The organism is Desulfoferrobacter suflitae (assembly GCF_022603395.1).
Lineage (GTDB): Bacteria > Desulfobacterota > Syntrophobacteria > Syntrophobacterales > Syntrophobacteraceae > Desulfoferrobacter > Desulfoferrobacter suflitae.
This window is the reverse complement of record NZ_JAIBKA010000003.1, coordinates 299,397-312,963: the sequence shown is the minus strand read 5'-3', so window position 1 is coordinate 312,963 and position 13,567 is coordinate 299,397. Positions and strand designations below refer to the sequence as shown.

The following is a 13,567-nucleotide window of genomic DNA, read 5'->3' as shown; positions in this document are numbered from 1 at the left end:
GGAGCACGGAAAATCAATCCTCGGTCGGAGGGGGAATTCACTGCAGGCCAGGAGACAGACCTGTCACGGTCTTGCGCAACAGACCGGTTCCTGTCGTCCGATGCTGGATCACCCGGATGGCACAATGACCGGATGGATTAGACTTCTTCCAATTCCTCGTCGAATACCAAATAGTCTTCGTGTCCCGGCCAGTACATAAACCTGTGACAATGTGGGCAGTTAAAGATAGTTTCGTCACGCTGCAACTCGATGAATTTCTGCGGCGGTATATTCAAGTGGCACACCTGGCATACGCCCGCTTCCACGGCCGCCACGGCAATGCCGCCCGGACGCTGCAGCAAGGAATCACAGCGCCGCAGGATTCCCGCCTCGAGCTTCTCCCTGACCTTTTCCTGCAAAGCCTCGATTTGCGCCAATTGCTCGTCCACCTGAGCACTGTGCGCCGTCAACTCCTCCTTATCGGCTTCCACTTTCCGCTTGCAAGCCTCCACATGCTTCTCCTGGCTCTTGATTTCCCCGGAAAAGGCATCAATGTTTTCCATGATCTCCAGCATCTGATCTTCCTTGCGGTTGATCTCCTTCTTTAATTCCTCAATCTCTTTGAGCATTGCCTGGTATTCTTTGTTGGTCTTTACCTCGCTCATACGCTGTTTGCTGCGGCGTATTCTCGATTCCAGATCGCCCACTTCCTGCTCCAGATTGCGGTGCATCTTGCGGGCGTGATCCAGTTCCGCCTTCTTCAGCAGATATTCCGCTTCCACCTGCTGATACTCCTTTTCAATTTCTGCAATTTTCCTGGGAGCTTCATCACGACTCCGCAGCAGATGTGTCTTTCTGTTTTGCAGTTTTTGAAGCTGCACCAAGTATCTGAGCTGTTCAAGCAATTTCGGCCTCCTATGGACTAGTTTGATTCTCTGTAGTGCCAAATCCCGGCGTGACCCGCAAAAGGGTCGCGTTCACATTTGGCGGCAAAAACCTGCAAAGGCTTGCGCTTGCTTTGCCCGCGAGCTTTCAGGTAGTTCACCAGCGGCTCGACAATGAGTCTTTCAGAGGCAAAGTGCCCCACGTCAACGAGAGCCAGACCGGCCTCCAACGCGCGTTGAGCTTCATGATATTTGAGGTCTCCCGTTATGAAGACGTCCACTCCCGAATCGATGACCTGCTGCAGCATACCGCCGCCGCTGCCGGTACAAACGGCTACAGTGCGGACCTGCCGATCGGGACTGCCGACCATGCGAACACCTCGGGCGTGCAGCACCCTTTCACACAGCAGCATCACGTCCTGAACGGTCATTGATTCCGGCAGCACACCGGTTCTACCCATGCCGCCATACTGTTCCTGTTCCCTCCATACGTCCTCAGACTCAAGAGGTTGGACGTTCTGCAGCCCAAGCAGCTCACTCAATTGATGGTTGGTGCCGAGTTTGGCCGCATCCAGATTGGTGTGCGCAGCAATGAGGTGAATCCCCGATCTGATTGCCCTGCCAATGACGCTTCCGGGAAAGACATCCAGGCGGACTGCCCGCAAAGGTTGAAAGATCAGTGGGTGGTGTGTCACCAGGCATCGGCAGTTTCGCTCGGATGCTTCAGCAATGACGGCCGAACTCGGGTCAAGGGCTACTAACACGCGTTCTACGGGAAATTGCGGATCGCCTACCTGGAGCCCGCATTGGTCCCAGGATTGGGCGTAGCGGAAGGGAGCGTACTCATCGAGCCAGCGGTATATGTCTTTTACTGTGTACATCGGTCTCACTACAAAAAAATGGGGGGTGCTCTTCAGAACACCCCCCATTGTCTCATTGTCTGCAACCTTTGGGAGCCTCTTCCCATTCCTGGTACACCGCCTCAATATCAGCCGATATCCCTTTCTTGTTTGGCAAAACAGGCTTACGGTCAGGTTGCATGATTATCATATTCTCAAAATGGTGGGCCCACCTGGCCTCGAACCAGGGACCTACCGGTTATGAGCCGGTGGCTCTTCCAGCTGAGCTATGGGCCCTCTCGTCCTCATTGGAGAAGTAACGCTTATATAAAGAACCGGCTCCAACCATGTCAAGCTAATAATAATTCCAAGCTATATCTCAATAAAACTCTTCAGTTCTTTGCGCCTGCTGGGATGTCGAAGTTTGCGCAGGGCCTTAGCCTCGATCTGACGAATGCGCTCGCGTGTGACGGCAAAGTCTTGCCCTACTTCTTCCAGCGTGTGGTCGGCCTTTTCCCCGATACCAAAACGCATGCGCAGCACCTTTTCTTCTCGCGGCGTAAGGGTCGACAGAGCCTTTCGGGTCTGTTCGCTCAAGTTCAAATTGATCACCGAATCAACCGGTGAAGAGACCCGCTTGTCCTCGATAAAGTCGCCCAGGTGGCTGTCTTCTTCCTCACCTATGGGGGTTTCGAGGCTGATCGGTTCCTTGGCGATTTTCAAGACCTTGCGCACTTTGTCGACGGGAAATTCCATTTTTTCGGCAATTTCTTCGGGAGTCGGTTCACGGCCCAATTCCTGTACCAGATACCGTGAGGTGCGGATCAATTTGTTTATGGTCTCGATCATGTGCACGGGAATTCGGATGGTTCTGGCCTGATCGGCGATGGCCCGGGTGATCGCCTGGCGAATCCACCAGGTGGCGTAGGTGCTGAATTTGTATCCACGCTGATATTCAAACTTGTCAACGGCCTTCATGAGGCCGATATTCCCCTCCTGGATCAGGTCCAAAAACTGCAACCCCCTATTCGTGTATTTCTTGGCAATGCTCACCACCAGACGCAAATTAGCCTCGATCAGTTCGCTCTTGGCCACCTTCGCACGCAATAACCCATCCTCCACCCGCCGCAAAATCTGCCGCAGCGACTTGGCATCCATTTTCGCCTGCATTTCCAGCCGGGTGATGCGCTCGCGCGCATCGATGGCCCTGCCGGCGATTCCCACAAACGAATCGGCGGTGAATCCCAGGTTGCTTGCCACCGCTTCGAGTTGTTCGGGACTTTCCAGGGTTTCATCGTAGAGTGGCTTCAATTCCTGGAGAGGCTTTCCGCAGGCGAGGAGACAATCCTCCAGATCTTTTTCAGCACTTTCGATGTCCTTGAGGTACTGACGCAATCGATCAATGATCTGTTCAATGTGGTGTTTTCCCAGCTGAAGGCCTTTGAGCAGGCTGACGATTTGCTCTTTGTTTTGCTGAATTTGGTTCCTGAGAACGGTCTCTTCCGCCGGTGTGATATTCTCCGTGAAAAGTGAAGCCTGCATCTTCTTGTTTTCCTCATCAAGCTTTCGGACTCTTTCCAGGATGCCGATCATCTTCATCTTTTGCGCTTCTTCTTCATCATTGCTGATCTCTTCATCAGACTCGCGCAAAATATCGTTCAGCCGCACATCACCCGACTCGAATCTTTCCTTGAGATTCATGATCTCTCTGATGCCAATGGAGGATTCCATGAGCGCGTTGAAGACTTCCCGTTCTCCGGCTTCAATCCGTTTAGCTATTTCCACCTCGCCTTCCCGGGTAAGCAAGGAAACTGAGCCCATTTCACGCAGATACATCTTCACCGGATCGGTGACCCGACTGGCCGCATCGGCTTCCACATGCAAATCGTCTTCTTCCTCTTCGAGAAGGGAGTCAGAATCGGCCCCCATGCCTTCCCTCACAACCTGGACTTGCTGCTCGGAATCGACGATCTCGATATCCATCTCATCAAAAATCATCATCATGTCATCGAGTTTTTCCGGCGATACCAAATCGTCGGGCAAAGCCTCGTTCACTTCGTCATAGGTGAGGTAGCCTTTTTCCTTACCTACCGAAATGAGACGTTTGATGTCGTCCAGTTCGGGTTTAGAAAGAGCAGGATCGCGTCTTTGCTTCACTTCCTTGTCATTCATCGATTTCTTTCTCCCTAAACGTTGTCGGTTGAACCCTTGGCTGGTTTCTTCGCCGAACAAAGGTGTTGAATCTGCGTCAAAAGCTGCCTGACTTGAGCGGTGTTGCCCTGCAGCTCGGCCTGCTGCAGCGCTTCCCGCAATTGAGCTCGGGTTTTCCTGGTGGCGCGCTCACCCAACGCCTGAAGCCAATCCTTCATCTGTACTTGCGCTTCGATCAGGTCCATGGATTGCATGAGAAAATGAGTGAAGAGCTCCTTCAGTTCATCCTGTGGCAAAATGTCATAGACATGGTTCATGTTAAACTGGTCATAGGGTGCCCGCACGGCTTCGAGCAGCGTTTCCGCTATGGTTCTCAGCTGCCGACTGTGAAAATTGTCGAGAACTCCCGAGGCCTTCACCTCTTCGGTCAGCGCCGGATACTTTATCATTGCCCGCAGGATACTCTCCTCCAGCGACTGGGTCTGGGACAAACAAGAAGCCGTTTTGGCTGCGGAGGAAGCACCCCTGGCTGCACGTTTCCTGTCGGAGAGAAGCTGTTTGGCAACGGCCGTTTGCGGCAATGACAGCCCCTCGGAGATCAAACGCAAATACTCCGCTCTCAAGATCTCCTGGCCGACACCCTCCAGAATCGGCTTCAGCTCGGATAGAACTTTGGATTTGCCGCCGAGGCTGCCATCCCACAATGCCAGCTTTTTTCGGATGGCGTAGACACCCAGATCCTCGCGCGCGCGGAGCAATGTTTCCAGTGCGTCCATTCCATCTTTGCGCAGGAAATCATCCGGATCCATTCCCTCTGGAAAGCGCACGCAGCTGATTGCGAGCTGTTCCTGCAGAAACAGGGGCAACGCCCTGAGCATGGCCATTTCGCCGGCATCATCGGCGTCATAGGCCAGCACCACTTCATCACACATGCGTCGCAACAGGCGCACTTGCTGCAAGGTGAGAGCCGTGCCCAAGGTAGCCACCACGCGATAGAAGCCCTTGGCGTGGAACGCCAGCAAATCCATGTAGCCCTCCACCATGATCACCTGGCGGACCTGGGCGCACGCCTGGCGAGCCCTGGCCAGCTGATAGAGCATACGTCCTTTGTGGTACACTGGAGTTTCCGGGCTATTGAGGTACTTGGGTTCGTTCGCTGCCGGCTGTCTCGAGCCTCCGGCACTGGAACCGGTCTGTTCCGCGAGGCTTCGACCGCCAAAGGCAGCGAGTCGTCCTCGATCATCGAGGATGGGGAAAATCAAGCGGTTTCTGAATCGGTCGTAGTACCTGCCTTTATTGCTCCTGGCCAGCAGGCCGGCCTTGGTACCCAATTCCGGGGGAATGCCGGATCGTTCCAGATGCTCGGCCAAGCCATCCCATCGATCCAAAGCATAACCGAGCCGTTCGGCTTCAACAAGGGAGGGCGGCAATCCGCGCTTGTCCAGATAAGCGCGCGCAACGCTTCCTGCTTCGCTGTGGTGAAGCTGCTGGTAGAAATAATCCCCGGCGATTGCCAAGGTTTCATAGAGTCTCAGCCGCTCCTTTTTGGCATTCTCGAAGAGGGCGGAAGACTTGCCGTTGGGAGTGTAGCTGCTTTGCGGCAGGACGATATGGTACCGGTCAGCCAGATATTTTACCGCTTCAATGAAAGACAGGTTCTGCTGCTTCATCACAAAGCTCAAGACATCCCCGCCCGCGCCACACCCGAAGCAGTGATAAAACTGATTTTCGGAGTCCACATGAAAAGAGGGAGTTTTTTCTGCATGGAAGGGGCATAACCCCAGGTAGCGGCTGCCAGATCTCCGCAAGGGTACAACCTGGCCGATGACTTCTGTGATATCAACAGATTGCTTGACCAGAGCGGCCAAATCCGAGTTGCCCACGATGTGATAATTGCCCCTGTGCTGGTAAGCCAAAGATGACTATTCAAAACGGTCTGGTAAACTTGTAATTTTTATCCAGTAACACAATTCAAATCAAGAGGGGCATTGAAAAAACTCTTGTTGCACTGCGGCACGTCGCATGAAAGGGCCATGCGGCTGCCGAGCAAATGATCGGCTGGGAATCGGGGTTGCCGCACCTCACGGGCTGCAACAGGCATTTTAGGGGGAAGCCTGCACCTGTCAGCCTAATGATTGCAGCTTTTCTTTGACTACTTCGTTCACCTGCCTGCCGTCAGCCCTTCCGGCAACTCTGGGCATGAGAGCTTTCATGACCTTTCCCATGTCCTTGGGTGAGCGGGCATCCACTTCTTTGATCACCCCGGTCACCAATGAATCGAGCTGGTCGGGCGTGAGCGCCGCGGGAAGAAATGCTTGCAGGGCGGTGATTTCATTTTCCTCACTGCAGGCCAGATCCTTCCTACCCGCCTGGCTGTAATGCTCGAGGGATTCGCGTCGCTGCTTGATCTGCGTGGCGATCAGCTGTTGAATTTCGGCCTCGGCCGGCGAGCGTTTGAGCTCTTTTTCCTTATTCTTGATCGCGGTCAGGAGTGATCGTATCGCATTGCGCTTGTCTTCGTTCTTTTCGCGCATTGCATCCTTTAAGGCCTGTTCGATCTGTTGTTGCAAGCTCATTTTGTTTAACTCTCCCCTCGCTCTCCCGCAGACCGCTCCACGTAGGCTTTCACTCTGGCCAGAGCATCCTTGAGTTGCAACGCACCCGAGTAAATGGCTTTGCCCGTAATGACCCCCATCAATCCCAGTGGAATCAGCGCCAGTAAGGACTCGATGTCCGCCAGACCGGCCACTCCTCCAGACGCAATCACGGGAATATCTGTGGCTTCGAGCAATCGTCGCGTGGCGTCAATGTTCACTCCGGCCTGCATTCCATCCCGGGCGATGTCGGTATAGATAATCGCTGCAAGCGGCATATGGGCAAATTGTTGCACCAACTCGACAGCCTGGACACCGCTGGTCTCCTGCCATCCTTCAATAGCCACTCTGCCCTCACGCGCATCAATGCCCAGTGCGACACGCTTCGGATGCCTTTGGCAGGCCATCCGGAGCAGCTCGGGATCACGCAGTGCTGCGGTACCGATAATCACACGTGCGACACCCAGTCCCAGGTAATCCTCGACGGTCTGCAGCCGTCTGATGCCGCCGCCCACCTGTACCGGGATGGAAACCGCCTGCACGATGTCTCGAACTGCCTGCCGGTTTTTCGGGCCTTGGCTGAAGGCCCCATCGAGATCGACCACATGCAGCCATTCAGCCCCCTCCCGCTCCCATCTTCGGGCCATTGCGACAGGATTTTTGCCATAGACGGTCATCCGCTCCAGATCGCCCTGCATCAAACGCACGCACTGACCATCTTTCAAGTCAATGGCGGGAAACACAATCATGGTTACACTGCCTTCCGGAACTTTTTCGAATGGTCACAGCCCCTCAGCCTGAGATTCCAGCAGGGATCTCAGATCATCGGGCGGTTTGAGCACCTTGCGTTCGCGGTTCACACAAACATGAACGGTAAATCCATCCGCCAGCAGCTCCTCGTTTCGCTTGATCTGATAATCGAATCTGAGCCTGGCGGGTCCGTTGAAGTGAAAGCGCGTCAGAATAGAGAGCACCTCGTCGTAGAAGGCGGGTTTTTTGTAACAGCAATGCGCCTCGATGACCGGCAGATAAATACCTGCCGCCTCAATCCGGCGATAACTCATGCCACGCCTGCGAAACCACTCGGCTCGGCCAAATTCAAACCATTTTAGATAATTGCCATAATAAGCCTGCCCCATGGCATCGGTATCGGCGTAGAGGACCCTGAACCGATCGTGGGCGGCGGCTCCATCGTCTTTGTTCATTGGCATCCGCGGAGAAAATAGTCGAAAAGCTCGACCCCGCTCTGGAAGTGCCAACCGGCCCCACGTGCGAGCTTTTCGCAGAAAGTATTTGAGGAGTCTTCTTTTTTTGTGGAAGTATTCAGGTTTTCCACCAGCAAAAAGGGCACCGGATCTGACACATGGGTTCGCTTGTGAATGGGTGTGGGGTGATCGGTCTCGATCAAAAGCCGAACCCTAGCGAACTGGACGGCTCCCGCAACGATTGGACCAACGACTTGTGCGTCAAAGGCTTCGATGGCCTCAATTTTTTTTGCCAAGTTTCCTTCGTGGCCGGCCTCGTCCGGAGCTTCAATGTGCACATACACCAAATCACCCTTGTGCAGGGCCTTCAGCGCGGCACTCACTTTGCCCTGGTAGTTGGTGTCCAGGTACCCCGTCGCCCCCGGCACATCAATCGGTTCCAAACCGGCGTAGACCCCAATCCCCTTCAACAAATCCACCGCTGAGACCATGGCACCGGTAACTCCGAATCTTTCCTTCAAACTTGGCATCGAGGGCGCTCTGCCCTGCCCCCACAACCACACCGCATTTGCTGGATGCTTGCCTGCGGCCAAACGCTTCCGGTTGACCGGATGATCCTTCAGGACGTCGCGCGCTGTTTCAATGAATTGCAGCAACAGCGGTTCCTGGTGATAGCCCCGCTGATACGCTTGCACGGGCCGGCCAGAGATATCGTGTGGTGGCGTGGTTTGCAACTCTTCGCGCCCGCCGTCCCAAACCAGTAGATGCCGATAGCTCACTCCGGGATACAGGTTCAAGGGGCCGCTGCAAGCCGTCCTCTGCAGAGCGTCGATCAATTCATGGGCCTCAGGGGTAGTGATATGGTCCGCAGAATAGTCCAGCATGCGCGTGACGCCCTGCTCATCCTCCTGCAGTGTTACCAGGTTGCACCGGAAGGCCACCTCCGTGTTGCGCAGTTGAATGCCCATACTGGCCGCCTCCAGGGGCGCTCTGCCCGTATGGTATTGAAGCGGATCGTATCCCAGCAGGCTCATGTTGGCTATGTCGCTGCCCGGTTCCATCCCCTCGGGAATGGTCCGCACCATCCCCAGGCGGCCCTGGGGCAGCAATCGATCGATGTTGGGGGTGCGGGCCGCCTCCAGAGGTGTCTTGCCGTCGAGCTCCTCCAATGGATCGTCGGCCATCCCATCGCCCACAAGAATGATATATTTGCACTGCATGATCACATCACCCGATTTCAGGAGCAATCCATCGGTACCGAGCGGCTTTCGCACATATGAAGTTTACGTTCCGTGTTGCCTATTGCGGCCGTCAGCGTCATCCCGACAAAAGCCGGAATCCGTCGGTTTCACCGATCTTCGATGCGAATCAGCTGAGTGGGAGCGAGCACAACATCCAGTCGCTTCATCTCATCCAGAGCCCGAATGACATTTCTTTCAACCGCCTCATGCGTTAGCATAACGATCGGCACCGCGCCTTCCACCTCGCGTCCCTTTTGAATCACCGCTGCAATGCTAATGTCGTTCTTACCCAGTATGCCTGCGATCTTGGAGAGTACGCCGGGGCGATCCACGGCGGCAAAGCGGAAATAGTAACACGTGCTGATATCGCTCATGGGCCTGATGGCAACCGGACGCAGACGATCGGGAAGAAACGACAGGGGAGCTACTCTCTCGGGCACGTTACTCATGATATCTCGCGCCAAATCGATCAGGTCGGCCACCACAGCACTGCCTGTCGGCATCATCCCTGCACCGAGACCGTAGAGCATGATATTGCCAACGGCATTGCCGTGAATGTGCACGGCGTTGTAGGCACCCTTCACACTGGCCAGCACGTGGCCGGCTGGAATGAGAGTCGGATGAACGCGCATTTCCAGTCTGCTGTCGTTGTTTCTGGCAATGGCGAGGAGCTTCAGTTCATAACCGAATTCCTTGCCGAAACCGATATCTAAGGGATCAATATTGGAAATGCCCTCGGTATAGACCTGGTCAAACTTGATTTTACTGCCAAATGCAATGGCGCTGGCGATGGCAAGCTTGTGGGCGGCATCAATTCCTTCCACATCCAGAGTAGGGTCGGCCTCGGCAAATCCTTCCTGTTGAGCCTCCAGCAACGCGGCCTGGAAGGAAAGGCCGTCATCGGTCATGCGGGTGAGAATGTAGTTTGCAGTGCCGTTGAGGATTCCGTATAGAGTTTCTATCCGGTTGGCGGCAAGGCCCTCTCTCAAGGATTTGATAAACGGGATGCCACCGGCTACGGACGCTTCAAATCCAATGGCCCGGCCATTTTTGCGGGCAATTTCGAAGAGCTCGTTGCCGCTGTGGGCAAGCAGAGCCTTATTGGCTGTTACGACATATTTCTTATTGTCCAGGGCCTTACAGATGATGGTCTTAGCAGCGCCCAAGCCTCCAATCAGTTCCACCACGATTTGTATGTTGGGATCTTCGAGAACATCTTCGGCCCGTTTGGTGAGCATATCCGCAGGGACCGAAACCGGTCTTTGCCGCTCCAGATCCATATCCACTACCCGTGTCAACTTCAGGGGAACGCCCAGGCGAGCCTCGATTTCTTGGGCATTCTCGTGCAGCACACGAATCACACCACATCCAACGGTGCCCCAACCGATCAACCCGATTCCAATCGCACGCATCTCTTCCTCAAATCTATCTCAATATCATCTTCTGCGGTCAGTTTCCGATACGACGCAAAGTGCCGATCAACATGGTCCAACAGTTCAACAGATCCTTGGGAAAGAGCTGCGCCGTCCAGGGGAAAAAAGATTCGGCCCCTCAGCAACTCACGCCACAGGGCAAGCCGGCTGAAGGGCTCACATCGGCACGAAACCTTGTTTCAACGTTGCAGCGGCAGTTCAGCGGGGCAGTTCGGTCAATGCTTTCACTGCCATTGCCGCCAGCCCTTCGGGGCCATGCGCAGCCGTTTGCGGAGCAGAATACTCAAGCCCCGGACGCAGCATCACGGTACCCGCCGTAGACCAGCACCTTCAAGAATTGGTGCCGGTTTTTGCCAGCTGCGCATTGTCCTTTTGCAGAGCGCGGCGCAACCCGCGAATCGCCTGCTTGGTGCGCATCTCATTTTCAACCAGAGCAAACCGCACATATTCATCGCCGTATTCGCCAAACCCCAGTCCGGGAGAAACGGCAACCTTGGCTTCTTCAATGAGGAATTTGGAAAATTCCACCGATCCCATAGCACGGAATGGCTCCGGAATCCGCGACCAGACAAACATGGTGGCCTTAGGTTTTTCCGTAGTCCAGCCCACGCGGTTCAATCCATCCACGAGAACATCACGGCGTGATTTGTAAATGGAGACGATATCCTGCACGCAGGACTGATCTTCATTGAGCGCTATGATTGCGGCAATCTGAATGGGCTGAAACACACCGTAATCGAGGTAGCTCTTGATGCGGGTGAGAGCCGCTATCATCTCCGGATTTCCCACGCAGAAACCTACCCGCCACCCCGGCATGCTGTAACTCTTCGAGAGAGAAAAAAATTCGACACCGATGTCCTTGGCCCCGGGAACCTGGAGGAAGCTCGGAGCTTCATAGCCGTCAAAGACCAGATCCGCATAGGCCAGATCATGGATCACCATCATCTGATTTTCTTTTGCAAAATCGACAATGTTTTTAAAAAAATCGAGATCGACAACGGCGGTTGTCGGGTTATGTGGAAACGATATGATAAGCGCTTTGGGTCTGGGCCAAGTCTGTTTGGTTGCCTGCTGCAGGTCTTCCATAAAATTGCTGTTGGCGCTGATGGGGATCGAGCGCACATCCCCTCCGGCAATAATGGCGGAATAAGGGTGTATGGGATAGGTTGGATTGGGCGCAAACACCACATCCCCCGGGCTGATAAGAACCAGCACCAGATGTGACAGGCCTTCTTTGGCGCCAATGGTCACCACCGCCTCGTTTTCCGGATCGATGTCCACATCATAGCGCCGTTTGTACCAGTCGGAAATGGCCACCCGCAGTCTGGTTATTCCCCGGGACGCAGAATAGCGATGGTTGTGACCTTTTTGAGCGGCCTCCATCAGTTTATCCACAATGTGTTTCGGGGTGGGGATATCCGGATTACCCATCCCAAGGTCGATGATGTCCTCTCCCGCGCGTCGGCGCTCCATTTTGAGGGCATTGACCTGGGCAAAAACATACGGCGGCAATCTGTGCATTCGGCTGCGTTGTGCAATGTTGAAACTCATAGTATTCTCCCCCTGATGTAAGCTTAGAATAGATATCTTAGGGGACTAACGATGTCAAAGCATTTTATGGCGGTCCTTGCCCGTTCAACCCTCGGCCTATCGTATCGTAACCGTTCACCATACGGCCCTTTATGAACCACAAAGGCGCAAAGAACGCCAAGATTGCAGAGGTTGCGTCGTTTAGCGAGGGCTCTTTGCGTGTCTTTGCGTCCTTCGCGTCTTGGCGGTGAACGATTACAAAAAGTTAAAGGTTTAGAAAATGACTACTCCAGACAACCGGCAATTTGTCGCATGCAGTCAATCGAGTAACGGTTTATCGGCCGGCAAGTGCCTCATGGTGAGCTTCTGCTGGGTTGTTTTTGCGCTGCTCACCGGTTGTGTCTCGTATCGACCGGTGCCGCTCGAGCAGACCTTATTTCGAAGCGATCTCAGCACATGCACCAACGACAAGATCAGCGTTGCTGCAACGGTACTGAGTTCCGAACAATGCCGCAGGGTATTCGGGGCGGACTTGTATTCACAAGGCATTCAACCGGTCTGGCTGGAAATAGAAAACAAGTCCGATGCCATGCTGGTTTTTTTTGAGCGCAGTGTTGATCCCCATTACTATTCACATATGGAAGCGGCACAGAAAGCGCACATTTCCGTTTGGAGACCTTTTTTCGAGCACGGCACGTTTTCTGTGCTGTTGTGGCCCTTGCTGCCCCTCGCCCCCATTCGGGCCGCGTCGGCGTCAGCGGCCAATCGGGATATGGATGAGTATTTTGACGATGTCGGCATCGGCAACGAGGCGCTCTCCCCGGGTGAGCGGGCGGAAGGCTTTGTGTTCACTCATGTGGACGCAGGCACTAAGAAGGTCCCGGTTCGCCTGGTGGGCGCCGATCAGAAGTACACCTGCACCTTGTTTCTAAAGGTTCCGGGAACGCTTGTTGATCATGACCTGGTGGAGTTCGAATCCATCTACCGGGATGATGAATATATCGAACACGACTGGCAATCCTTTGTCAGGCGACTGGCAACGGTACCGTGCTGCACCACCAATGCCAAAGGAACGCAGCAGGGAGATCCAGTCAACCTGGTGATCATTGGAGCACTGGATGACGTGCTGCAGGCTTTCACACTGGCGGGATGGGACGAGACGGAACCCCTCAGCCTGTCAACGTCGTGGCAAACCGCGCGCAGCTTTTTGAACGGAACCAGCTACCGCACATCTCCTGTGAGCAATCTTTACTTGTTCGACCGCCGCCAAGATTTTGCTCTGCAAAAAGCGCGAGACACCATCAACGCGCGCAATCACTTACGTTTATGGCGCAGCCCCTGGCGACTGGAGGGAAAACCCGTTTGGCTGGGACAGGTGAGCCGTGACATTGGGGTGCGCCCCACCCTCAAGACCTGGAATCTGACAACTCACAGGATTGACCCTGACGTCGACGATTCCCGCGACAATGTACTTGGTGACCTGGTGGAATCCGGCCGCGTTTCCCTGGTGGGTTTTTTCCGAGGAAACCATCAACGCCGTCGCGAAGCACCCGGATTTAACCTCACGGGAGATCTTTATTACACCGATGGAGAACTGCTGATCATGGTGATCGAACCCGACGAAACGGTTCTTCAGGTGTTCGACTGGCATGCAAGGGCCGCCAAGAAGCCCCCCCGCCAGGATGAATAGCCAAGCCTGCGGGGTCAGCGT

General features: G+C 54.5%; 11 protein-coding genes and 1 tRNA gene. 1 reads left to right on the top strand and 11 read right to left on the bottom strand.

The features are described 5' to 3' along the window. Positions 1 to 137 precede the first annotated feature (137 nt). The 11 genes from K1V27_RS06840 to alaC all read right to left on the bottom strand — a co-directional run bounded on the left by K1V27_RS06840 (position 138) and on the right by alaC (position 11,877). The gene (locus K1V27_RS06840; protein ID WP_258928872.1) at positions 138 to 884 is read right to left on the bottom strand and encodes a zinc ribbon domain-containing protein; all 747 of its coding nucleotides are present in this window, start codon (positions 882 to 884) and stop codon (positions 138 to 140) included. A 17-nt stretch (positions 885 to 901) separates the two neighbouring features. Continuing rightward, a complete protein-coding gene (locus K1V27_RS06835) occupies positions 902 to 1,744 on the bottom strand; it encodes a Nif3-like dinuclear metal center hexameric protein (RefSeq protein ID WP_258928871.1) in 843 nt (280 codons plus the stop codon). A gap of 179 nt (positions 1,745 to 1,923) precedes the next feature. Further along, positions 1,924 to 1,999 (bottom strand) — tRNA-Ile (locus K1V27_RS06830). A 75-nt stretch (positions 2,000 to 2,074) separates the two neighbouring features. Next, positions 2,075 to 3,874, bottom strand: coding sequence for an RNA polymerase sigma factor RpoD (gene rpoD, locus K1V27_RS06825; protein ID WP_258928870.1), 1,800 nt, complete (start codon positions 3,872 to 3,874; stop codon positions 2,075 to 2,077). A gap of 14 nt (positions 3,875 to 3,888) precedes the next feature. Then, positions 3,889 to 5,769, bottom strand: coding sequence for a DNA primase (gene dnaG / locus K1V27_RS06820; RefSeq protein WP_258928869.1), 1,881 nt, complete (start codon positions 5,767 to 5,769; stop codon positions 3,889 to 3,891). A gap of 207 nt (positions 5,770 to 5,976) precedes the next feature. Continuing rightward, complete coding sequence (locus K1V27_RS06815) at positions 5,977 to 6,429, bottom strand: GatB/YqeY domain-containing protein (protein WP_258928868.1); 453 nt, start codon at positions 6,427 to 6,429, stop codon at positions 5,977 to 5,979. A 5-nt stretch (positions 6,430 to 6,434) separates the two neighbouring features. Then, positions 6,435 to 7,196 (bottom strand): 1-(5-phosphoribosyl)-5-[(5-phosphoribosylamino)methylideneamino]imidazole-4-carboxamide isomerase, encoded by a 762-nt coding sequence (gene hisA, locus K1V27_RS06810; RefSeq protein WP_258928867.1) that lies wholly within the window; start codon positions 7,194 to 7,196, stop codon positions 6,435 to 6,437. Between the two features lie 33 nt (positions 7,197 to 7,229). After that, on the bottom strand, positions 7,230 to 7,652 hold the full coding sequence (locus tag K1V27_RS06805; protein ID WP_258928865.1) for an acyl-CoA thioesterase: 423 nt from the start codon (positions 7,650 to 7,652) through the stop codon (positions 7,230 to 7,232). Further along, positions 7,649 to 8,872: a cofactor-independent phosphoglycerate mutase gene (locus K1V27_RS06800; RefSeq protein WP_258928864.1), complete on the bottom strand. Its 1,224-nt coding sequence runs from the start codon at positions 8,870 to 8,872 to the stop codon at positions 7,649 to 7,651. Before K1V27_RS06800 ends, K1V27_RS06805 begins: the two co-directional genes overlap by 4 nt. 128 nt (positions 8,873 to 9,000) lie before the next feature. Further along, a complete protein-coding gene (locus K1V27_RS06795) occupies positions 9,001 to 10,305 on the bottom strand; it encodes a homoserine dehydrogenase (protein ID WP_258928863.1) in 1,305 nt (434 codons plus the stop codon). A gap of 351 nt (positions 10,306 to 10,656) precedes the next feature. After that, positions 10,657 to 11,877 carry an alanine transaminase gene (alaC, locus tag K1V27_RS06790; RefSeq protein WP_258928861.1) on the bottom strand — a complete coding sequence of 407 codons (1,221 nt, stop codon included), beginning with the start codon at positions 11,875 to 11,877 and terminating at the stop codon, positions 10,657 to 10,659. 259 nt (positions 11,878 to 12,136) lie between these two features. Between alaC and K1V27_RS06785 the strand changes: the two genes are divergently transcribed. Further along, positions 12,137 to 13,546 (top strand): LssY C-terminal domain-containing protein, encoded by a 1,410-nt coding sequence (locus tag K1V27_RS06785; protein WP_258928859.1) that lies wholly within the window; start codon positions 12,137 to 12,139, stop codon positions 13,544 to 13,546. Positions 13,547 to 13,567: the final 21 nt, after the last annotated feature.

Coding starts and splice junctions, on each gene's coding strand:
- K1V27_RS06835 (WP_258928871.1), bottom strand. CDS start 1,744: ATGTACACAGTAAAAGACATATACCGCTGGCTCGATGAGTACGCTCCC.
- rpoD (WP_258928870.1), bottom strand. CDS start 3,874: ATGAATGACAAGGAAGTGAAGCAAAGACGCGATCCTGCTCTTTCTAAA.
- K1V27_RS06815 (WP_258928868.1), bottom strand. CDS start 6,429: ATGAGCTTGCAACAACAGATCGAACAGGCCTTAAAGGATGCAATGCGC.
- hisA (WP_258928867.1), bottom strand. CDS start 7,196: ATGATTGTGTTTCCCGCCATTGACTTGAAAGATGGTCAGTGCGTGCGT.
- K1V27_RS06805 (WP_258928865.1), bottom strand. CDS start 7,652: ATGAACAAAGACGATGGAGCCGCCGCCCACGATCGGTTCAGGGTCCTC.
- K1V27_RS06800 (WP_258928864.1), bottom strand. CDS start 8,872: ATGCAGTGCAAATATATCATTCTTGTGGGCGATGGGATGGCCGACGAT.
- K1V27_RS06795 (WP_258928863.1), bottom strand. CDS start 10,305: ATGCGTGCGATTGGAATCGGGTTGATCGGTTGGGGCACCGTTGGATGT.
- alaC (WP_258928861.1), bottom strand. CDS start 11,877: ATGAGTTTCAACATTGCACAACGCAGCCGAATGCACAGATTGCCGCCG.
- K1V27_RS06785 (WP_258928859.1), top strand. CDS start 12,137: ATGACTACTCCAGACAACCGGCAATTTGTCGCATGCAGTCAATCGAGT.